Origin of the sequence: Stenotrophomonas sp. 278 (assembly GCF_003935715.1) — a bacterium.
GTDB lineage: Bacteria > Pseudomonadota > Gammaproteobacteria > Xanthomonadales > Xanthomonadaceae > Stenotrophomonas > Stenotrophomonas maltophilia_AH.
In genome coordinates, this window is the sequence record NZ_RHPP01000052.1 from 1 (window position 1) to 22,244 (window position 22,244).

A 22,244-nucleotide genomic window follows, 5' to 3' on the forward strand; every position below is an offset into this window, starting at 1 on the left:
CCGAGTGTGAGACTGGTGGGTGCTGAGGCGTACACGGTGCTCCAGCCGCCGCCATTTGCGCGTTCCACCACCTCGTAGTGGGTGGCTGCAGCAATGCCACCCCACGACATCGAAAGGGTGGTGCTGTAGGAGGTGCCGCCCAGGCTGATCGTCGTGGTCCCAGTCGGCGGCAGCGTCACCACAATGGTCGCGGTGCCACTGGCACCACTGCAGCCGGCGTCATTGCAGGCAAACGCCCGGTAGCCGTACGTGCCGGCCGCCCGCCCGGTGATGGCCAACTGGGTGGAGCTGATCCGGTTGATCTCCGCCCAGGCACCACCGTTGGTCTGCTGTTCGATGCGGTAGCTGCTGGCCTGGGCCGCAGCGCCAACGCTCAGGGTGAAGCTGCCGTTGTAGCTGGCGGCCGGCACCGAGACGCTGGTCGCAGCCGGTGCATACAGCGCGACCACTACGACTTCGGCCGAGTACGCCGTGCAACCCTGCGGGTTGCAGGCCTTCAATCGATAGCGGTAGCTGCCAGCCGGCTTGCCGGCCACTGCGAAGGAAGTCGCCGTCGAGTCTGACAACACCGCCCACGCGCTTCCATTGAAGGTCTCCAGCACGTAGTTGGCGGCCCCCTGCACGTCCGCCCAGTTCAGGGTGTAATTGCCATTGATACCCGAGGCCGGCGCGCTCAACACCGGCGTGCCCACCGGGCCCACATCCACCTGGGTGATGGCCTCCACGCCCCAGTTGCCACACAGGCTGCCGTTGCAGGCGCGGCCGCGATAGCGGTAGGTGCCGCTGGCCTTGCCGCTCACCGCCACTGAAAGCCCGCTGCCCTGGTAGAGGCCCTGCCAGTGCCCGCCAACGCCCTCCTGCACCTCGTACTGCTGCGCACCGGTCAGCGCCTGCCACTGCACCGTGTAGCTGCCGTTGGCGCTATAACCAGGGGCGCTCACCACCAGTGCGGCTGGTGCGATGTCCACCTTGCGGCGGCCGACCAGACTGCCGTTCAACTGAACGTAGTCGATGGCCTTGGCCTGACGCTGGTCGTGCTGGTAACGCAGCACGCCGTCCTGTCCGTACATGGAGCGGATCTGACCCGCATCGGCACTGGCCAGCGTTCGGCGGCCATGGGCGTCGTACTGGTACGCCTCCTTGCCGGTGACTTCGCGCAGACGGTTGCCGTAATCGAAGCGGTACGCCACGCCGTTGCGGATGTTCAGATTTCCCCGGGGGTCGTAGCCCAGGCCGGTCACGGTGGCACCGCTGGCCTGGTCACGCACGTTGGTCAGGCGGTTGGTATGGTCGTAGTCGAACCTCTGCTGACGCGTGCCAACCGTGGCCGCCACGATGTTGTCCAGCACGTCGTAGTTGTAGCTGGCATTGCCGAAGCTGGGCGCGGTGACGGTACGCAGGCGGTCCAACCCGTCGTACTGCATGTCGCGGTTTCCGGGGCCACCGGGCAAGCCATCGCTGATCGCGGCGACGTTGCCGTTGGCGTCGTAGTCGTAGCCGTCGTCGATCACTTTACCCGCCGTCCCGTTATCCAGACTGCGATCCGGCAGCCCGCGCGGGTTCTGGGTCATCTGGTGGGTCACCCCATTGCCGTAGGTGAAGCTGCTCATGCCACCGTTGGCGTAGTAGCGCACGTTGCTGGCGAATGGACCGGCCTTGGTGGGCTGGCCCAGTGCATTGGGCGCGTAGTCGATCAGGAAGCCGGAAGGCTGCAGCAGGGTGGACAGCGCACCATTGGCGTCATAGCCGTAGCCCAGCGCCCACGGCTGGGCACCGTCGTACACCACGGTTTCGGCAGTAGGCAGGCCGCGCAGGTTGTACTGGTACTCGTTGACGGTGGCTGCGCCGTTGTTGCGGGTGGTCACGCGCTTGACCTTGCCGCCGGGCCAGTAGGCCCAATCCTGGTCGCCCTGCCCGTCCGAGAAGCGCAGGGTGAGCAGGCGGGCCATGCTGTCGTAGCTGCGGTCGGCACGCGACGCCGATGCATAGGCGGCCGAGGTGTCGCACTGCTGGCCCAGCAGTGTCAGCCCCGCAGCCGACCACAGCACGTTGCCCGCCGCGTCGTAGCCGACCACGGTCGCGCCGGTTTCGGGCTCCATTGTCTTGCAAAGGCGCTGACCAGCGTCATACACATACTGGCGGCGCACGCTGACGCTGCTGTCGCCGTTGCGGCGCAGAATGGACAGCGGCTTGCCCAGCGCGTCGCGTGCGATCTCGGTGACCGCGCCTTCGGGGTGCGTAATGCGCACCGGCATGTCTTCGCCGGGCTGACCGTACATCATGTACTGGGTGGTGGTGGCAATGCCGCGCGGGTTGACTGCCTGCACGCCGCCGCCGTTGAGCCACTGGGTGGTGCTGACCAGCCGGCCCAGCTCGCTGTCCTGCTCGCTGCGCACCGCGCGACCCAGTGCGTCATATGTGGTGTAACTGCCCGCAAAGGCCGAGCGGTAGTCGGTGGCGTTGCGGGTGGGATACGACGCAAACACCGGGCGGCCATTGGTATCGTATCGGGTCACGGTCTGGCGCACGGTGCCAGCCGGGTCGACGAGGTCGTAGGTCTCTTCCAGCACCGGACGCCACAGGGCGTCGTAGTAGCTCACCGAACGTGCGTTGCCGGTTCTGGAGACGCGCTTCCAGTGGCCCGCTTCCAGGCCCACCTCGGCACCACCGACCTGCGAGAAACTGCTGGTGGTAGCGTTCCAGGCCACGCTGTCGTTGGCCGCCTGGGTAGCCACGGTGATGCGCCCCATGCCGTCGTAGTCATAGCTGCGGCTGGCTCCGTTGGGCTCCAGCACGCTGCGTACCCAGCCGTTGTCGTCCACGCTGAGCTGGGTACTGGTGCTGTCCGGGAAACTGATGCCCTGCGGCAGACCGCGCTTCCAGCTGGAAAGGCTGATGGTGTTGTTGTTGGCATCGGTCAGCGTGGCCAGCGTGCCGTCGGCGTTGTAGCCCAAGGTCTGCTGCAGCAAGCCGAACGCATACGTGCGCTGTGGGCGTGAGGCAGCGTCGAACTCGGTGCGGTCGGTTTCGATGTCTACCCCGGCCGTCTCCTGCGAGCTGCGCGATACCTGACCGAGCACCCAGCGGCCGGTGTCGTCGAAGTAGCTGGTGCGCAGCACGCGGGCGTATCCCAGCGTATTGCTTTCGGTGCGCACGGTCGCGCGGGCGTGCACGTCGAACAGATTGGTGTCGGTGACGAAGGTCACGCCGTCCTGGGTGATCGTGGTCTGCTTCACCGGGCGGATGCGGGTGGAGAACACATCATCCGCCGCCGTGAACGTGCCATGGCTGTTGGGGAACGGCATGGAAGGTGCATCGGAGTCGCTGACGTAGGTGTTGCGGGTCACCTGGACGATCTGCCCGTCTGGAGCGCGCACAGCCTGCTGGAGCAGCTGCCCTTCATTCTTGGTGACGTGGTTGCCGAAGACACTATGCCGGCGGGTTCCATCGGGCTCTACCACCGTCGCAACGGCAACGTCGGGGAGACCGGAGTCGTAGCCACCGCGCTCGTAGGACCACACCTGCGTTCCCAATCCCGGTCCACTGAGCGTCTTGCGCGTGATGGCGAACAGGTCGATCGAACGCGCAACGCGCTGGAAACGGCGAGCGCCGACCGAACCGCATGCATTTGCCGGAAGACCGGTGCGTGCCCGGCTCACATACTCGAAGTCGAACTGGCCTCGGGTGCCGGCAGGATGTGTCGCTACAAGGGTGAAGCTCGACAGCTCATAGTCGGGGCGGCTGCATAGCATTTCGTCGCCATCCCAAGGCCCATATTCAGGGTTCAAGCCACCATAGCCGTTGTCCTGCCATGCATAGGAGTAGCTGAAGCGCGATCCATCCGGCTGAATGACGGCACTCAGTTGCGGCCACTTGACGAACCCCAACGCGCCACCACCGCCCGCATATTGATACGTCCAGGTACGCCCGTTGGCGGTGGCGCTGCTGATGTTGTTGCCGGAGTATGCGATCGAAATCGCGCGGCCATCGCTGGCGCGAATGCCTACCAGTTTGTCGCCCGAGTAGTCATAGGCTACCCAGTTGCCGTGCCGATCTACGACTCGACTGGCCAGCAACATCACCCGCACCATGCCGACGTTGAAGGTGCCGAAGTTCATCACTCCCATGCCACGCTCTGTACCTACATCGAAGTAGTAGCGGGTACCGTCGCCATCCACACCAACGAATCCTTCACCTGGATAGCCATTGGCGGTGTTGGGAAGGCAGGTGAAGCGCATGTTGCCGCGCGCCCCCCAGTTGTAGGTGGCACCGTCGGTTGGACGCGGGTTGGGCGTGTCTGAAGCCCCGATATAGAGCAGCTCCTGGTCACCAGCACCGGGAATGTGCGCGGAGTTTCCGTTCCAGACCTCATACAGGTTGACTTGGGTCGGCACCGAAGGCGCGAACAGCTGGCTGCAACGCGACGTCGCGCCGTTGCCTCCCACGTTCCATTTATTGGTCGACGAGAAAGTGCCGTGCAAATACGGCACTTCTACATCCCAGCTGCCAAATCCGCCCCAAGGGGTGCGATTTTTAAAGGATTGGACCGCAAAACGTCGCTGCAGACGCACGGGCAATGCATTGTTGCCGGGCAGATCGATGTCGGTGACGACAAACTCAGTGGAGCCCGAACTCAAGTTGATCTGCTCACCAAACAACTCCGAGGTGAGCGGCGAAACCTGCTCACCGGTGCGGATGCGCTTGAAGTATTCGGTGTGCGGGGTAATCGGGCTCTCAGCTCCCGCCGCACCGCACATCGCCAACAAACAGATACCCAACCACGCTTGCCATTGCCGATTGCGCACGGAACGTTCCTTTCGTTCAGATGCGACGGGCAGCGCCAGACGTTCGGCGTTGCACCGACCTGCTTCATGGCGTTGTTGCGGCTGTACCCCGCGCCGTCCTGTGCGCCCCCTGGATCCGTCGCGCTGTTTGGCGACGGGTTCGCCCAGTAATAACATCGGGGGATTGGGGGGTGCAAGTGCGCGCGAAAGGCAGCCGGGCAAGCCCGGCTCTACGGGGAAACGTTGCGGTGGTCGCGTAGTGACACGCCATGCGTGTCACCGTGGCGTTACCCCAGGTCTTGGCGGTGGTGATGGCCCATATGCTTCAACACCCCTTCCCCGCCCACGAAGTGCCGCACCAGCGGCGCATGTTCGCCCCGATGCAGTTCGCGGATGCGCTCCTGATGCGCGCGATCCTCAGCAGTCACGCGCTCGTGCTGGCGCAGGTGCTCCACCCACGAACTGGTCACGAAATACTCCAGGTGGATGCCCGGCGTGGCCACGTCCTCCGCCACGCCCCACACCACCGCGCCATCGCGCCGACGAACGCTGCCGAGCTCGCCGATCAGGGTATGAAATGCATCGCGATCCGCTGCCTCAATCCGGTACTCCACCGTCACCAGCACCGGGCCGCGATCGTGCGACACCGGCTGCGCCAGTTCCGGCGCAGGCCAGGTGCCGGCCGGGCGCAGGTCCAGGGTTTCGGTGCCAGCAATACGCACACGCCACACGAGCAGCCCTGCCACCACCGCGCCAATTGCCGCAATGGTCAAGGCCAGTGGAATGGAACTGCGCTGGGCCACGCTACCCCAGCTGAGGCCGCCGGTGGCCATGCCCAGCGAGAACACCATGATGTACAGCGACAGCGCGCGTGCCCGAACCCACGGCGGCACCGCGGTCTGTGCGGCGATCTGCAGCGAAGACAGCACGGTAATCCAGGCGAAACCGTTCACCAGCATCGCCAAAGGCAGCAGCACGGTGCTGCGTACCCAGGCCAGGCCCAGCAGGCTCACCGCCAGCGCCAGCGTGGCCAGCAGCACCAGCAGGTCGCGGTCCAGCTTGGCGCGCAGAATCGGCAGCAGCAGCGCGCCGGCCACGGCACCGACGCCGATGCAGCCGAGCAGGAAGCCATACAGACCTGCCCCACCCTGCAGCTCACCTCGCACCACCAGCGGCAGCAACGCGGTAGCCGCACTGGCAAAGAAGAAGAATCCGGCCGATTTGATCAGCACCGCCTGCAGGCGTCCGGCACGCAAGGCGTAGCGGAGGCCCGCGCGCAACCCGGCACCAAAGCCTTCCGGCGGCAGCGCGGACGCTTCCGGTGCGCGCTTCCATCCCCACAGCACCCACAGCATCAGGCTGAAACTCAGTGCATTGGCACCGAACGCCCACGCCGGGCCCAGCTGCGCCACGATCAGGCCTCCGATGGCCGGCCCCAGCGAACGTGCGATGTTGATGCCGATGGAATTGAGCGCCACCGCCGAAGCCAGCATCGGCCGCGGCACCAGCTCGGATACCACCGCGGCCTGCGCCGGCATCGCCATGGCCGCACCGCAGCCCATGGCAAAGGTCAGCACCACCAGCAGCGGCGGCGTCAGCAGGCCCAACCCGCTGAACACGGCCAGCGTACCCGCCACCAGCAGCATCCAGCCCTGGGTGAGCAGCAGATAGCGGCGGCGATCGACAATGTCGGCCAGGGTGCCGGCAGCCAGAGCCAGCAGCACCACCGGCACGGTGGTGGCCGACTGCACCAGCGCCACCATCAGCGGCGAGCCGGTGCGCTCGGCCATCACCCAGGCGGCAGCCACGTCGTTGATCCAGGTGCCGACATTGCTGCCGAGAATGGCCAGCCACATGGCACGGAACAGCTTCACCTTGAGCGGCGACCATGCGCCTTCCGCGGGAGCAGCGCCAGCCGCTGCGTATTGTTTCTCTACCATTGCCATGCTCCTACTACCGAGGCAAACAGGGTGTTGCGGCCGCCACTCTGGCGCAGCCCGGGACCGGCCTCGAACCACGCCAGCTGGCCCTGCCATTGCCAGTGCGGGCTGGCCTTCCACGTGGTTTCCCACTTGAACTGCTGGCCGATGCGGCGCGCGGTGCCGGCGCTGCCGGGTATTGCGCTGAGCGGCGTGGGGGTGGTGTAAATGGCGTCGTTGCGCCGGTGCTTCCAGGCGACCTGCCAGCCGAACTCGGTGCTCAGGCCCGGGCGTGGGGTCAACGTAAGCGTGGGCTGCACGTCCATCAGGTTGGCTGGTGCCAGCAGGCTGGCCTCGCTGAAGTACGCCGCCTTGGGGTACAGCGCATTGAAGGTCTGCAGGCGGCCATCGTTCGGATTGGCATCGCCGCTGGCGATATCCGCCTTGATCCCCAGCCGGGGCTGCAGGCGCACGTCCGGGAATCGCAGCCCGATATCGCTGGCGACGGTCCACGCACGGATATCCAGCGAGCCCTGCGAGCGCGACAGCGTGCCGTTCTGCAGCACCAGTTCCACATTGGCATCCCAGCGTGGCTGGCGCGCGAACAACCGGGTGCCCAGCGTGGTACGCCGCTCATCGCCGCTGGCACTGGCGAAGCGCGCGCCGTCACGACCGTAGCCGAGCAGGTACAGATCTACGCCATTGCCGGTAGACGCTCCACGCCGCGTTGCATACGAGCCCACCAGATACTGCGCCTCATCGCGGCGGTCATCGAACGCACCCGGACGGTTATCGACCGGGCGCAGCGCCAGCGCATCCACCTGCCAGCGCGCGTTCTGCCAGCGGCCACGCACGCCGTCGAAGGCGAGCCGAATGTTGGGACCGTCGCGTACCGACAGGATGCGCGAGCTGCCATACGGAATTTCCTGTCGCCCGATCTGCAGTCCGAACGCCTCGCCCTGCCAGCGCACATAGCCCTGCTGCAGATCGAGCGCCCCTTGGTCGGTACCGCCCGGCCCGCCGGCACGGCCCTGCTCACCATGCACGCCCAGCTGGGCGTAGCCCTGCCACCGGCCACGACTCAATTGCACCGAGCCCAGCGCGCGCAGCAGCCCGTAGCCGTCTTCAACTCCCCCCTGCACGCCGAAGCGCGTGGGGTCGTAGTACATCCCGCGCAGGCGCAGCGAGGCATCCCACTGCACGCGGGTGCCGTTGGCCAGCATCGTGCATTGGCCGCCCGCCGCACCGGCGCAGTCCTGGGCGAAGGCGGGAGCGGTCACGGCGGCAATCGCCAGGGTCAGAATGCGAAGCACGAACAACCCAGCGCGCCCCAGAATGCGTTTGGCTCAGACGTCGGCACCGCATGCGCGGCGGCATGGCTGTGCGTGTGCGTGCGGCAACCACCGGCACCGTGTGCATGCATGTGCGCGTGCGCGGCGACCAGACCCGTGGCCGCGCCACCCACGTGGTAACCACCGAAGCGGTTGACCGGCGACCAGTCCGGCATCGCTGGCGGCAGCACCGGAGCCAGCGGGCCAAATTCGCTGTCGCCATGCACCACCTGCCCGCCCAGCACGGTCAATACGCTGGTGATATCGGCAATGGCAGCATCGTCCACCGCGAAGTAGTCGGACGACAGCACGCAGAAGTCGGCCAGCTGACCCACGCCCAGCGTGCCCTTGCGGCCTTCGTCACCCGAGAACCAGGCACTGCCCTGGGTCCACAGGCGCAGTGCCTCTTCGCGCTCCAGCAGGTTCTCTTCGCCATACAGCGACAGACCACCCACGGTGCGCCCGGTCACCAGCCAGGACAGCGCCACCCATGGGTTGTAACTGGCCACGCGGGTGGCGTCGGTACCGGCACCGACCGGCACGCCGGCCTGCAGCATGCGCCGCACCGGCGGAGTGTGGCGGGCGGCGTCGGCTCCGTAGCGCTGCACGAAGGCCTCGCCCTGGTAGGCCATGCGGTGCTGGATCGCCAGCCCGCCGCCCAGCGCGCGGATGCGCTCGATGTTGCGCGGGGTGATTGTCTCGGCGTGGTCGATGAACCAATGCAGGCCGTCGAACGGCACCTCGCGGTTCACCTGCTCGTACACATCCAGAATGCGGGTGATGCTTTCGTCGTACGTGGCATGGATGCGGAACGGCCAGCGCTTTTCCACCAGCAGCCGCACCACGTCGTGCAGCTCCGGCTCCAGGCCGGGCGGCAGTTCGGGACGCGGCTCGTTGAACAGCTCGAAGTCCGCCGCCGAGAACACCAGCATCTCGCCCGCGCCGTTATGGCGCAGGAGGTCATCGCCCTGGCGCGGCTGCAGCAGTTCGCTCCAGCGCTGGAAGTCCTGCACCTCGCCGCCCTTGTTCTGGGTGAACAGGTTGTAGGCGATGCGCACGCTGAGCTGGTTGTCGCGGTGCAGCTGCTCGATGACCTGGTAGTCCTCGGGGTAGTTCTGGAAGCCACCGCCGGCGTCGATGACCGAGGTGATCCCGAGGCGGTTCAGCTCGCGCATGAAATGCCGGGTGGAGTTGGCCTGGTACTCGATCGGCAGGCGCGGCCCCTTGGCCAGGGTGGCGTACAGAATCAGCGCATTCGGCTTGGCCAGCAGCAGCCCGGTGGGATTGCCGGCAGTGTCGCGCACGATCTGCCCGCCCGGCGGGTCCGGGGTATTACGGTCATAGCCACAGGCACGCAGCGCCGCGCCATTGAGCAGCGCACGGTCGTACAGATGCAGCAGGAACACCGGCGTGTCCGGGGCCAATGCATTGAGTTCGGCCAGGGTGGGCAGGCGCTTCTCGGTGAACTGCTCGGCGGTGAACCCACCGACCACGCGCACCCATTGTGGTGCTGGCGTCACGTCGACCTGCGCCTTGAGCATGGCCATGGCGTCCGCCAGCGAGCGCAATCCGTCCCAGCGCAGTTCCAGGTTGTAGTTCAGGCCACCGCGGATCAGGTGGGTGTGGCTGTCGTTCAAACCGGGCACCAGGCGGCGTCCACCGGCGTCGATCACCTTGCCAGCTCCAAGGCCGGCGCGGGACAGTGCGCCGCGAACCTGCCCCTCCTCACCGACGGCAAACACACGACCGTCGTGCACGGCCAGTGCATCGCCCTGCGGCGTGGTGGAGTCGAGGGTGGTGATACGGGCATTGCGGATCAGCAGGGTGCTCACGGAATTCTCCGAAGATTGGGCGAACGCACGACCGGTCATGCCCAGGGCCAGTGCGGCACCGGCTCCCAGCAGCAGATCGCGACGGCTCGGCATGACGGGGTCATGGCTCATGTCAGGGCTCCCTCGCCAAACGCGTGAAGCGACCAGGCACCGGGCCCGGCCAGGGCGATCGCCAGCAGCGCCAGCGACCAGAACAGGGGGTATTCCATGCCGCCGTGCATCCAGAACCAGCCCTTGGGCCGGGCCAGCACAGCGGTGGACAACAGGAACAGCGCCGCCACGACGGCGGTGACACGGGTCTGCCAACCCAGCAGCACGGCCACGCCGCAGCTCACCTGCAGCAGCGCCAGCAGCAGCGGCAGGGGCGAAACCGCCGGCAGGCCAAAACCGCGCAGCTCGCCGGCGAACCCGGCCAGGCCGGGTCCACCGAACCAGCCGAACAACTTGCCCAGTGCATGCGGCAGCAGGAAGCCGCCGGCGGCCACACGCAGCAGCAACAGCGCTGCGTCCAACCCGGCGGCCGTGCTCATGCTCAGTGCCCGCCTTCCTGCGCGCCGAACATGGTCTTGGCGTACTGGATGCCGATGCCGTAGCCGCCGGCGTGGTCGCGGGCGATGCCGGTGGTCAGGCCGTAGGTTTCCGCACGGGCCCAGTCGCGCTGCAGTTCCAGCAGGTACTGCACCGAGGTCACCGGCACCGCACCGGCCTGCACCATGCGGGTCACCGCACGCTCGTGCGCTTCGTCGCTGACATCGCCGCAGGCGTCGGTGATCACGTAAACCTCAAAGCCCTGCTCGATCGCCGACAGGGTCGGGCCGACGATGCAGACGCTGGTCCACAGGCCGGCGATCACCAGGCGCTTGCGACCGATGCGGTTGACTTCGTCGATCACCGCCGCGTCTTCCCAGGCATTCATCGAGGTGCGGTCGAAGGCCTTCTGGCCCGGGAAGATCTCGGTCAGCTCCGGGAACAGCGGGCCCGAGAACGAGGCCTCGGCCACCGTGGTCAGCAGCACCGGCACCTGGAAACCAGCCGCGCCCTTGCTTACCAGTGCGACGTTGTTGCGCAGCGTGGCGATGTCGATGGAATGGGTGGCGAAGGCCATCTGCGACTGGTGGTCGATCAGGATCAGCGCGTGGTTGGTCGGCGACAGCAGGGCGCTGCCGGGAACGGCGGTGGCGGTGGTCATGGGAGGTCCTTGAAAGTACGGCGAGGGAATCACGCGGCGGGCGCTACACCCGGTGAACGCACCGCGTGATGCATGGCGGACATCGTCGCCTTGATGGGTGCGGTGCCCTACCCTCGTTCGACGGTGGAGCCGGCTACTCTTTCGGGGGAGTGCATCCGCGCCGACGCGTCGAGCCCCATTGGCGGACGCGTCGTCCAAAGCGGCCGCCATCCACCGAATACGCACCTGGGCCGAGCAGCAGCAACGCCAACGCCACGGCCATCCAGGGCCAGTGCAACGCGGACCCGGCACCCAGCAGCGCGCCGGCCAGCACCGACGCCATCGGCGTCAGCCAGCCCAGCAGAAGCAACCCGATCACTACCGCCAGCGCGGTGCTGCGCATCGTCCAGGGGGCATTCCACTGCAGCAGCAGCGGCACGCACAGGCCCACGCGCAACAGCACCAGGCCCACGCCCGGGGCACGGTCGGGGAACATCACGAAGAGTCGTTGCACCGCCGCGCTCCTTTCGGGTGCGTCATCGATACCGCAGCCCTGCCCGCAGCGCCTGCCCCGAAAGGGTAGTCAGCGCCTGCCCCCTGCCTGACACAATGGCGGCATGTCGCCCCGCGCTCCGTTCCGTCTGCTGATCTGGCTGGCCTGCCTGTGCCTGTTGCCAGCGCTGGCCGGTGCCCAGGGACTGAACGCCTTCCAGCACACCGCGTGGGTTGTGGGCCAAGGCGCACCCGGTGATATCTGGGACATGGCCGAAACGCCGCAGAGCGGCCTGCTGCTGGCCACCGGCTCGGGGCTGTACCGCTTCGATGGCCGTCAGTTCACGCGCCAGGACGCACCGGACGGCGCGCGATTCCCCTCCTCCAACATGACCACACTGCGCCGCGACGACGACGGCACGCTGTGGATCGCCTACTACAACGCCGGCATCAGCCAATGGACGCGCGGCGGAACGCTGCGCCATTACCAGGCGGCCGAGGGCCTGCCGCCGGGTCTGGTGCCGAAGCTGGAACGCGATGCCAGCGGTCGTCTGTGGGCCGCCGCCGATGGCGGGCTTCGCTGGTTCGACGGCACACGTTGGCAGGCACCCACCGCCACCATGGGCATTGGCGATGTGCCCGCGCACTGGGCGCTGCGCGACCGCTTTGGCACACTGTGGTTGCTGGCCGGTGGCCAGTTGTGGCGGTTGCGCGCGCATGCCACCCGCTTCGAACCGCTGCCCCTGCCGGTGTCCCGATTATCCGTGTTGGCCCTGCGTGCCGACGGCCAGCTGTGGCTGGGTGACCGGCAGCACGGGGTGATGCCGGTGGCGGATCGCAATGGCCTGCTGCCGGAAGCGCAGCGTCGCGCCGGCGCGCTGCCGGAACTGCGCGCCGCGCGTTTGCGCTTTGCCAGCGATGGCAGCCTGTGGGGCAGCTTCATCGCCAGCGGCGGCGTGTTCCGGGTCAACTTCGAGCGCGGCCAGGCACCCCGCGTGGAGCGCTTCGACGCCGCACAGGGCCTGACCTCCACCACTGCCTCGCCCTTGCTGGAAGACCGCGAGCACAACCTGTGGGTGGGCACCAACCTCGGCCTGAACCGGTTCCGCGAACACGACGTGCGTGCCCTGCCCCTGCCCGGCCCGGCCGACCCGTTGCGCACGCTGTACCGTGCGCAGGACGGCAGCGTGTTCGGCTACGGTGAGGACCTGCAGCCGCTGGCGCTGCAGCGCGACCTGCTGGCCACCCCGATGAGCGCGTGGCGTCAGGTAGCCACCCGCACCACCCAGCCGCTCTGGCTGCTGGGCGGGGACGTCGTGCGCCTGCGTCGTGCCGATGCGAACACAGACCTGCACCCAGGCACCGCCTCCGCACGCGACCTGCGCGCGATGGTGGCGTTATCCGCCGATGAGGCGTGGTTCTGCTACGGAGCCAACCGCATCGTCCACTACCAGCAGGGTCAATGGCTGACCGATGCACGCTTGCCCGCGCAGGCCTGCTCCAGCCTGTCCAGCGGCCCCCGGAAGCAGCTGCTGATGGGCTTCCCGGATGGCCATCTGCGGGTACTCGAAAACCGAACCTGGCGGCACTACGGTGCGGCGCAGGGTCTGGATGTGGGCCCCATCTCCACCACCGCGATGATCGGCACCCGGCTGTGGGTGGCCGGCGAGAACGGTCTCGCCCTGCTCGGGCCCGACGGTTACTTCCATGCCGCCCGCACCGCCACGCCTGGCCTGTTCGAAGGCATCACCGGCATCGTCCAGGACCGGAACGGGCAGTACTGGCTCAATGGCGCGCGCGGGCTGGTCAGGATCGAGGGTGACAACCTCGCTGCCGCCACGTTGGAAGGCCGCGCGGTCGACCCGCGCCTGTTCGACACGGTGGATGGCATGCCCGGCATTGCCGCGCAGTCCTCGCCGGTGCCCAGTGCGGTGCTGGCCCCGGACGGCCTGCTGTGGCTGTCCACCAACCAGGGCCTGGCCTGGCTGGACACCCTGCACGCCGCGCCGCGCACGCCGGCCCCGCAGCCGCGCATCAGCCAGGTGTCGTGGACCAACCAGCAGCGTCCGCTGCGCGATGGCGACGTACTGCCGGCCGGTACCACCCAGCTGCAGATCGACTACACCGCCGTCTCGCTCACCCGCCCCGAGCGCACCCGCTACCGTTACCGTTTGATTGGCCTGGACGAACAATGGCAGGAAGCCGGCACGCTGACCCGCGCATTGTTCACCAATCTGCCACCAGGGCCGTATCGCTTCGAGGTGATGGCCGCCAACCAGGACAGCGTGTGGAGCGAACATCCAGCGCAGCGCGTCTTCCGCATTGCGCCGATGTGGTACCAGACCGTGTGGTTCAAGGCGCTGTGCGTGCTGCTGGTGCTGGCCGGCATCGTGCTGGCGGTGCGACTGCGCAGCCGCCGCCTGACCCAGCTGGTGCGTGCACGGCTGAAGGAACGCCACGCCGAGCGCGAACGCATCGCCCGTGAACTGCACGACACCCTGCTGCAGGGCACCCAGGGCCTGATTCTGCGCCTGCACGCGGTCAGCCATTCCAGGCACGCACACCCGACCGTGCGCGAGGCACTGGAGGCAGCCATGCAGCAGGCCGAACAGGTGCTCGCCGAGGGCCGCGAGCGGGTCAGCCTGCTGCGCGACGGTTCCACCGGCGACCAGGACCTGGGTGCGGCGCTGGTGCAGGTGTATGGCGAACGCGCTGAAGGCACCGACAGCCCCGCGCTGCGACTGAATGTCGAAGGCACGCCGCGCGCCCTGCGCCCGGAGGCCGCCGAAGAGGTCTACCTGATGGGCCGCGAGGCACTGCTCAATGCCCTGCAGCATGCCAATGCCGGCGCGGTGGAAGTGGAGCTGGCCTACACCCGGCGCGGCCTGCGTCTGCATATCCGCGACGACGGCGACGGTCTGCCTGATACGCTCCCCGAAGGCCGCTGGGGGCTGGTGGGCATGCGCGAGCGGGCCGAGCGCCTGGGCGCGCGCCTGCGCCTGTGGTCACTCGCCGGGGCTGGCACCGAGGTGGAACTGTTCCTGCCCCGCGACCGCATCTATCTGCCGCACCGCCCATGGCGCTGGCGTACCGTTTCTGGAGACACTGCATGACCGGTTCTTCCCCCTACGCCACCGAGTCGATCGGCATCCTGGTGGTCGATGACCACCCGTTGCTGCGCGACGGCCTGGCCGCCCTGCTCGGCCTGCAGCCGGACATGCGCCTGCTGGGCGAGGCAGGCGATGGCGAAGAGGCCGTGGCGCAGTATCTGACGCTGCGCCCCGACGTGGTGCTGATGGACCTGCAGCTGCCGCGCGTGGACGGCGTGGAGGCCATCACCCGCATCCGCCATCATGATCCCCGCGCGCGCATCATCGTGCTCACCACCTATCGCGGCGACGTGCGCGCGGTGAAGGCCCTGCAGGCCGGGGCCAGTGGCTACCTGCTCAAGGACATGCTGCGGCATGAGCTGGTGGACACCATCCGCACCGTGCACAGCGGCCGCCGCGCCGGCGTGCCAGCGGCACTGGCCGCCAGCATTGCCGCACATGTGGTGGAGGACAGCCTGTCACCGCGTGAGACCGAGGTGCTGGGTCATGTGGCGGCCGGTCGCTCGAACAAGGCCATTGGCGAGCAGATGGGCATTTCCGAGCAGACCGTGAAAGCGCACATGAAAAACATCATGGAGAAGCTCGGCGCGCGGGACCGGACCCACGCGGTGACGCTGGCGTTGAAGCGCGGGATCATCAGTCTGGATGATGCTGCGGGTGATGGGGACGCCTGATCGAATCCGAACGATAACGCACCGCCTGGGCCGGCCAACGGCCGGCGCTACCGGACAACATTCCGCGCGCGACCCTCCCGTAGAGCCGGGCTTGCCCGGCTGCTCTTCGCGTCAACCGTCACCGCAACCGCTGCGCCAGACTCGCCCCTGCGGCCACAACCGCCAACCCGGCCACCCCCATCCAACCCCACTGCGCCAACGCCACCGCGCCCAACGCCCCACCACTGGCCATGCCCAGAAACACGCCGGTGAACAACAGCGCGTTCAACCGGCTACGCGCCTCCGGTGCCAACCCATAAACCAATGTCTGGTGTGACACCAAGGCCGACTGGAACCCAAAGTCAAACACCACCGCACTCACCGCCAGCAGCGGCAGAATCGCCACGCGCGGCAGCAGCGGATCCAGCAACAACAACCCAAACCCGCCCAGCGCGATCAGAATCGCGATCCGCGCCACCGCATGGCTGCCCAGCTTGTCCGCCCAGCGCCCCGCCAACGGGGCGGCCAACGCACCGGCCGCACCGGCAATACCAAACGCACCCGCCACCGCACTGCCCAACCCATAACGGGTATGCAGCATCACCGCCAGGGTCGACCAGAACGCACTGAAGCCCACCGCCAGCAGCCCCTGCGCATACACCGAACGGCGAAGCTGCGGCTGGCCCTTCCACAGGCCATACAGCGAGCGCAGCAACGCCGGATAGGCCAGCTTGGTGGTCGGAGCCATATGCGGCAGCTCACGTGCCAGGGCCAGCGTCATCACCACCACCGAAGCCGCCGCCAGCCCAAACATCGCGCGCCAGCCCAGCCACTCGGCGACCAGCCCGCTGGCCACGCGCGACAGCAGAATACCCAGCAGCAGGCCGGTCATCACCTTGCCCACCACCGCGCCGCGATGCGCCTCCGGGGCCAGCACGGCGGCGGCCGGCACCACGTCCTGCGCCACGGTCGCCATCAGCCCGACCAAGAGGCTGGCCAGTAGCAGCGTCGGCAGGTTGCCGGAGACCGCCGCGAAGGTCAGCGCCGCCGCCAGCACCAGCGACTTCACCAGAATCAGCCGCCGCCGATCGAAGCGGTCGCCCAGCGGGGCCAGTAGCAGAATGCCCAGTGCGTAGCCCAGCTGGGTCAGCGTCGGCACCATGCCGGTGGCCTGCTCGCTGCTGCCCAGCCCGCCGCTGATGACGCCCAGCATCGGCTGGCTGTAGTAGATGGACGCGACCGAAAAGCCGGCGCCGGCAGCGAGTGAGACGATCAGGCGGGTCGGCAGACCGTGAGTGTGGCGAACCGCCGCGTTGATATGCGTTGTGGACATGAGCCACTCCTTGGGGGAGGAAGATGGCGGCTAGCATCCGCTTCATTCTCCGGGCCGTGTAGTAGGCTTGGGTACATATCCATCATACGAAGGTTGTATGAGCACCCCTGCCAGCGCCGCCGGCGCGGACCGGATCGACCTGCTGCGGACCTTCGTGCGCATTGTCGACACCGGCAGTCTCTCGGCCGCCGCCGCCCAGCTCGGCACCACCCAGCCCACCATCAGCCGCCGCCTGCAGGCGCTGGAGCGGCTGTTCGGGCTGCATCTGCTGCAGCGTTCCACCCATCAGATGATGCTCACCGAGGACGGCCAGCGCTGCTACGCGCATGCGCGCAGCCTGGTCGAGGAATGGGATGCCATCCAGGCCGACCTGCGTGGCGAGGCCGATGAGCCCCAGGGCAGGCTGCGCGTGGTGGTGCCACATGCATTCGGCCAGGCCCAGCTGCTGGAGCCGATGCTGCAGTTCCTGGCCCGCCACCCCAAGGTATCGGTGGAATGGATGCTGGACGACGAGCCGCCGAACTTCATTGCTGACGCCATCGACTGTGCGATCCGGGTCGGGCCGGTGACCGAGCCGCAACTGGTGGCCGTGCATCTGGCCGACGTGCCGCGCATCGTGATTGCGGCCCCGTCTGTGGTCGGGGATGGCGACCCGGCGGATCCGGACAGGCTGCCTACCCTGCCGTGGATCGCGCTGACCAAGTACTACCGCGAACACCTCACCCTGCTTCCGGCCGACCAAGGCCCTGCGCTGCGGGTGGACATCCAGCCGCGCCTGCTCACCGGCAATCTGTTCGTGGCCCGGCAGGCCGCGGTGGCCGGGCTGGGCGCGGCGGTGGTGTCGTCGTGGCTGGTAGAGGCAGACCTGCGCGAAGGAAGGCTGGTGCAGCTGGTGCCTGGCTGGGAAGCGCCTGCGCTGCCGGTGTACCTGGTGTTCCCATCCAGCCGGCAGATGCCCAGCCGGCTGCGGGCGTTTGTGGATGCGATGAAGCAGCAGCTGCCGACCACCCACGGCATGCGCCGCGTACATCGGTAACGATCAACCCACCAACCCGTGCCGCGTACATCGGTGACGATCAACCCACCAACCCGTAGAGCCACGCCCTGCGTGGCTGCGCTCTTCGCGACACAATTTGCACAACCTTCATAACATAGCCCCTGCTATATTCGGGCCATGACCCCGCCCCCACCGCCCTCCGCCACCTCCCCCAGCCTCGGCGAAATGAATTCCAGCGTCGCTGTCCCCCAGGGCGGCCACTGGTGGTTCCGCCTGCTCGCCTTCCTCGGCCCGGGCTACATGGTGTCGGTCGGCTACATGGACCCGGGCAACTGGGCCACCGACATCGCCGGCGGCGCGCAGTTCGGCTATCTGCTGTTGTCGGTCATTCTGGTCTCCAACCTGATGGCCATCGTGCTGCAGGGGCTGTCCGCCCGCCTCGGCATCGCCACCGGGCGCGACCTCGCCCAGGCCTGCCGCGACCACTTCAGCAAACCGGTCAACCTGTGCCTGTGGCTGCTGTGCGAAGTAGCGATCATCGCCTGCGATCTGGCCGAGGTGATCGGCACCGCCATCGCGCTGAAGCTGCTGTTCGGGCTGCCGCTGGTGGTCGGCGCGATCATTACCGCCATCGACGTCGTCCTGGTGCTGTGGCTGATGCATCGCGGCTTCCGTGCGCTGGAAGCCTTCGTCATCGCGCTGCTGCTGGTGATCTTCGGCTGCTTCGCCGTGCAGATCCTGCTCGCCGCCCCGCCCGTGCATGACGTACTAGCCGGCTTCATTCCGCGTGCCGAAGTGGTGACCAACCCACACGCGCTGTACCTGGCCATCGGCATCATCGGGGCCACGGTGATGCCGCATAACCTCTACCTGCATTCCTCCATCGTGCAGACCCGCGCCTACCCGCGCACCGACAGCGGGCGCCGTGGCGCATTGCGCTGGGCGGTGACCGACAGCACGCTGGCGCTGATGCTGGCGTTGTTCATCAACGCGTCCATCCTGATCCTGGCCGCCGCCGTGTTCCATGCCAACGGGCGGACCGATGTGCAGGAGATCGAGCAGGCCTACGAGCTGCTGGCCCCGATGCTGGGTGTGGGGCTGGCGTCGACACTGTTCGCGGTGGCACTGCTGGCCTCGGGCATCAACTCCACGGTCACCGCCACCCTGGCCGGGCAGATCGTGATGGAAGGCTTCCTGCGTTTACGCATGGCTCCGTGGATGCGGCGGTTGGTAACACGCGGCATCGCCATCGTGCCCGTGGTGGCGGTGACCGCGTTGTATGGCGAACAAGGCACGGCCAAGCTGCTGGTGCTGAGCCAGGTGGTGCTGTCGATGCAGCTGCCGTTCGCGGTGATACCGCTGGTGATGTTCGTCGGTAACAAGGCGAAGATGGGCGCGCTGGTGGCCCCGCGCTGGTTGTTGACGCTGGCGTGGGGGATTGCCGGGGTGATTGTGGTGTTGAACGTGAAGCTGCTGGTGGAATGGATGGGCGCTTGACCTCAACCATGGTTGAGGCCGTAACGTTGCGGCCATTCCCCAACCGGATCACCCGCATGGCCAACACCCCCACCCAGGCAGAGCTCTGGAACGGCCCCGCCGGCCACGCCTGGATCACCGCACAAAGCATCCTCGATGAGATGTTCATCGGCTTCGCCACCCACCTTGCGCAAACGATTCCGGTGGATGCCAACTGGCGGGTACTGGATGTCGGCTGCGGCACCGGCGACACCACGCTCACCCTCGCCCGCCGTCTCGGCCGCGGCGGTCATGCCACCGGCATCGACCTCTCCGCGCCGATGATCGACGTGGCACGCCAGCGCGCCGCCGACGCCGGGCTGCCGGTGGATTTCATCGCCAGCGATGCCGCCCAACCGCCGTTGCCCGGCGGTTCCATCGACCACATCGTGTCGCGCTTCGGGGCGATGTTCTTCGACAACCCCATGCAGGCCTTCACCCGCCTGCGCGATACCACCCGGCAGGGCGGCACGCTGCACGCCGTGGCCTGGCGCAGCGCCGCCGAGAACGCGTTCATGACCACTGCCGAGCGTGCCGCCGCCTCGCTACTGCCGCTCCCGCCGCGCGTGCCGGACGGCCCGGGGCAGTTTGCGTTCGCGGACCGGGACAAGGTGCGCGGCATTCTGGACGCTGCGGGCTGGAGCGAGGTGGCGATCACACCGTTGGACGTGCCGTGCGAGATCGCACGCGGCGACCTGCGCACCTACATTTCGCTGCTGGGGCCCGTCGGAACCGCGCTGCGCAGCGAAACGCTGGACGCGGCAGAACGCGAGCGCATTCTGGACATCCTCGAAGCCGCCTTCGCGCCCTTCGTCGTCGGCGACCGCGTGCAGTTCACCGCCGCATGCTGGGTAATCGAAGCCGCGAACCCGTAGAGCCGGGCTTGCCCGGCTGCTCTCCTTTCTGGCGTCATGACCACCAAACCACCGGCTTCCCCAACACCGCGATGACACGCATGGCGTGTCACTACGCCACCCGCAGCACCACCGCTCCCGCCACAATCAACCCGGCCGCCAACCACCGCCGCCGGGTCACCCGCTCGCGCAGCACCCACGCCGAAATCAACACCCCAAACAGAATCGAGGTCTCGCGCAGCGCGGACACCATCGCCACCGGGGCCAGCGTCATCGCCCACAACGCCAGCCCGTACGACGCCAGCGTCCCAACACCCCCGACCACCCCATAGCCCCAGTTGTCGCGCGCATACAGACCCAGCTGCCTGGCCCGCGTACACAACGCCCACACCGGCAACGGCAAGCCCGACAACAGGAACAACCACAGCGTATACGCCGGCGCAGACCCGGACAGCCGGGCTCCGGTGGCATCCACCAGCGTGTAGGTGGCAATCACCATCGCGTTGATCAAAGGCAGTGCCAGATGCCGACGCTGCACCCCATGGGTCATGCTCAGAATCCCCAGGCACACCAGCGCGATGCCGCCCCAGGCCAGCGCAGGCAAGCGTTCACCCAACCACTGCGCGCCCACCACTGCCACCAGCAACGGAGCCAAGCCGCGCATCACCGGGTAGGACGCGCTCATGTCGGTGACCCGATAAGTGCGCGCCACCAGCACGTAGTAGCCCGCCTGCAGCAACGTGGACGCCGCCAGCCAGGGCCAGCTGCGCGGATCTATCGCCGGAACGAACGGCAGCAAAGCGGCCGAGATGACCGCCGCCGAGCCAGTCACCAGCAGGGTCGTCAGCAGCGTATCGCTGCCGCGCTTGACGATGGCGTTCCAGCTGGCATGCAGCAGGCCGGCGAACACCACGATACAGAACAGGAAGGGGGTCACCCCATTCGCATCCCGTGGCGCTGCTCTTCCTGCGCCAGCCCCAGGCTTTGCTCGCGCGCTGCCACCTGATCCCGCTCCTGGTTCACTGCGTGCAATCGCTGCAACGAATCTTCAACGGGGGTTTGCACCGCAATACCGGTCTCCATGCACGCGCGCCGCTGGGAAGGATCGTTGAGGTCTCCCTGTACGACAAACACGTGGTAACCCGCCCCACGCTCGGCCGTGGCTGCAGAAAGCACGACGTGGTCGGCACGCTCCAGATCGTTCTGGCGCGCCAACACCATGCTGCTTGCAATCAACCGTTCACTGAACACGTCCGGCTCCCGCCCTGCACGTGCATCAAGCGCGTACACCGCTTCGCGTGCCTGCCCGAGCAAGGCGTAGTCTCGATCGCCGGGACCGATGTCTTCCAGTCGCAGCGCGGGACCTTGGATCTCCGCTGGTGGGTCGACGGAAACCGTGAACGGACTGGGCGTAATCCGGCGATAGGGGTCCTCAGCATGGAAATCACGGGACATGTCCTGCCGCTCCAGCCGCAGTGCGCGTGTGTCGTTCAATGTCTCGATGACGGATGGATCACGCTCAACCTTCAAGGTGTACCGCCATGACAGCTCGTTCTTGTACCAACGCCCGTCGTTTTCGCTGTATACATGAAACGACTGCTTGGACCCGATCACGTTCGGCCGGTCACCATCGAGCCCCATGAGGCCGGCACTGATCTCCAGGTCTTTCAGCTTGTCGAGATAGCGCGAGCCGTTGTCTGGCCCCATCTCGGAAAGCGCATCGAGACTGGTCTTTCCTGCACGCATCACGCCGACTACTTCATTGTCCAGCATGTTGCGCCAGACCTCTTCCGCCCGGGCGGGCCCGCTCTTGTCCAGCGTTGCTTGCAGCAGGACGCGTGGGGTCCAGCAGTTTGGGTCAAGCGAATTGCGTTCAAATGCTCGATCGTGCGCAAGCATGACATCAGCGCCCGGCAGATTGAGCGCAAGGTCTGGCCTACCCTTCTCGAAATTCAGCATCCTCAGCCTGAGATCTTCGGCCAGCAGCGTTCGTCCGAATTGATCCCATTCTCGCTCCGAGAGCTCTCGATTGGGATACCTGGAACCATTCTCGTGTTGCGTGCGTGCATAGTCCTGCGCATAACCGTTCGCCACTCTTCCCGGAAAGCTATCATTGCGCACGACACCTAGCGCCAACGTCCCGTATCCGTCTGCCCCGGGTAGCTGGGATAGATAGTTCCAGTATAGCTCTCGGTTTCCCTCCAGCGCGTACTTCGACAAGATATCGAGATCCTTTCTTGACAGGCCACTCATAGC

General features: G+C 67.1%; 15 protein-coding genes. 5 read left to right on the forward strand and 10 right to left on the reverse strand.

Annotated elements, in window-relative coordinates; genetic code table 11:
• The 7 genes from EGJ34_RS10470 to EGJ34_RS10500 all read right to left on the reverse strand — a co-directional run.
• On the reverse strand, positions 1-4,805 hold a 4,805-nt coding region (locus tag EGJ34_RS10470; protein WP_185750137.1), incomplete at its 3' end, for an RHS repeat protein.
• A 266-nt stretch (positions 4,806-5,071) separates the two neighbouring features.
• Positions 5,072-6,724, reverse strand: coding sequence for an MFS transporter (locus tag EGJ34_RS10475; protein WP_260476962.1), 1,653 nt, complete (start codon positions 6,722-6,724; stop codon positions 5,072-5,074).
• Complete coding sequence (locus EGJ34_RS10480; RefSeq protein ID WP_260476963.1) at positions 6,718-8,016, reverse strand: alginate export family protein; 1,299 nt, start codon at positions 8,014-8,016, stop codon at positions 6,718-6,720. Before EGJ34_RS10480 ends, EGJ34_RS10475 begins: the two co-directional genes overlap by 7 nt.
• Positions 8,001-9,866, reverse strand: coding sequence for an amidohydrolase (locus EGJ34_RS10485; RefSeq protein ID WP_185750138.1), 1,866 nt, complete (start codon positions 9,864-9,866; stop codon positions 8,001-8,003). Before EGJ34_RS10485 ends, EGJ34_RS10480 begins: the two co-directional genes overlap by 16 nt.
• Before the next feature lie 107 nt (positions 9,867-9,973).
• Positions 9,974-10,396, reverse strand: a complete 423-nt coding sequence (locus tag EGJ34_RS10490; protein WP_125360422.1) for a DoxX family protein — start codon at positions 10,394-10,396, stop codon at positions 9,974-9,976.
• 2 nt (positions 10,397-10,398) lie between these two features.
• Positions 10,399-11,055, reverse strand: coding sequence for a hydrolase (locus tag EGJ34_RS10495; RefSeq protein ID WP_125360423.1), 657 nt, complete (start codon positions 11,053-11,055; stop codon positions 10,399-10,401).
• A 133-nt stretch (positions 11,056-11,188) separates the two neighbouring features.
• Positions 11,189-11,548 carry a hypothetical protein gene (locus tag EGJ34_RS10500; RefSeq protein WP_125360424.1) on the reverse strand — a complete coding sequence of 120 codons (360 nt, stop codon included), beginning with the start codon at positions 11,546-11,548 and terminating at the stop codon, positions 11,189-11,191.
• A gap of 103 nt (positions 11,549-11,651) precedes the next feature.
• On the opposite strand from EGJ34_RS10500, the gene EGJ34_RS10505 reads away from it, so the two are divergent.
• Positions 11,652-14,639 (forward strand): sensor histidine kinase, encoded by a 2,988-nt coding sequence (locus EGJ34_RS10505; protein WP_125360425.1) that lies wholly within the window; start codon positions 11,652-11,654, stop codon positions 14,637-14,639.
• A complete protein-coding gene (locus EGJ34_RS10510; RefSeq protein WP_125360426.1) occupies positions 14,636-15,310 on the forward strand; it encodes a response regulator transcription factor in 675 nt (224 codons plus the stop codon). Before EGJ34_RS10505 ends, EGJ34_RS10510 begins: the two co-directional genes overlap by 4 nt.
• Before the next feature lie 118 nt (positions 15,311-15,428).
• Here EGJ34_RS10510 and EGJ34_RS10515 read toward each other — a convergent pair whose 3' ends face one another.
• Positions 15,429-16,622, reverse strand: a complete 1,194-nt coding sequence (locus EGJ34_RS10515; protein ID WP_125360427.1) for an MFS transporter — start codon at positions 16,620-16,622, stop codon at positions 15,429-15,431.
• Positions 16,623-16,719: 97 nt separating this feature from the next.
• On the opposite strand from EGJ34_RS10515, the gene EGJ34_RS10520 reads away from it, so the two are divergent.
• The 3 genes from EGJ34_RS10520 (at position 16,720) to EGJ34_RS10530 (ending at position 20,009) form a co-directional block, all read left to right on the forward strand.
• Positions 16,720-17,658, forward strand: a complete 939-nt coding sequence (locus EGJ34_RS10520; protein ID WP_125360428.1) for a LysR family transcriptional regulator — start codon at positions 16,720-16,722, stop codon at positions 17,656-17,658.
• A 138-nt stretch (positions 17,659-17,796) separates the two neighbouring features.
• Entirely contained in the window at positions 17,797-19,116 is a 1,320-nt protein-coding gene (locus EGJ34_RS10525) for an Nramp family divalent metal transporter (protein ID WP_125360429.1), read from the forward strand.
• A gap of 56 nt (positions 19,117-19,172) precedes the next feature.
• Entirely contained in the window at positions 19,173-20,009 is an 837-nt protein-coding gene (locus EGJ34_RS10530) for a class I SAM-dependent methyltransferase (protein ID WP_125360430.1), read from the forward strand.
• A gap of 91 nt (positions 20,010-20,100) precedes the next feature.
• Here the strand turns inward: EGJ34_RS10530 and EGJ34_RS10535 are convergent, their stop codons facing one another.
• Both EGJ34_RS10535 and EGJ34_RS10540 read right to left on the reverse strand, forming a co-directional pair.
• Positions 20,101-20,925, reverse strand: coding sequence for a DMT family transporter (locus EGJ34_RS10535; protein WP_125360431.1), 825 nt, complete (start codon positions 20,923-20,925; stop codon positions 20,101-20,103).
• On the reverse strand, positions 20,922-22,241 hold the full coding sequence (locus tag EGJ34_RS10540; RefSeq protein WP_125360432.1) for an XVIPCD domain-containing protein: 1,320 nt from the start codon (positions 22,239-22,241) through the stop codon (positions 20,922-20,924). Before EGJ34_RS10540 ends, EGJ34_RS10535 begins: the two co-directional genes overlap by 4 nt.
• Positions 22,242-22,244: the final 3 nt, after the last annotated feature.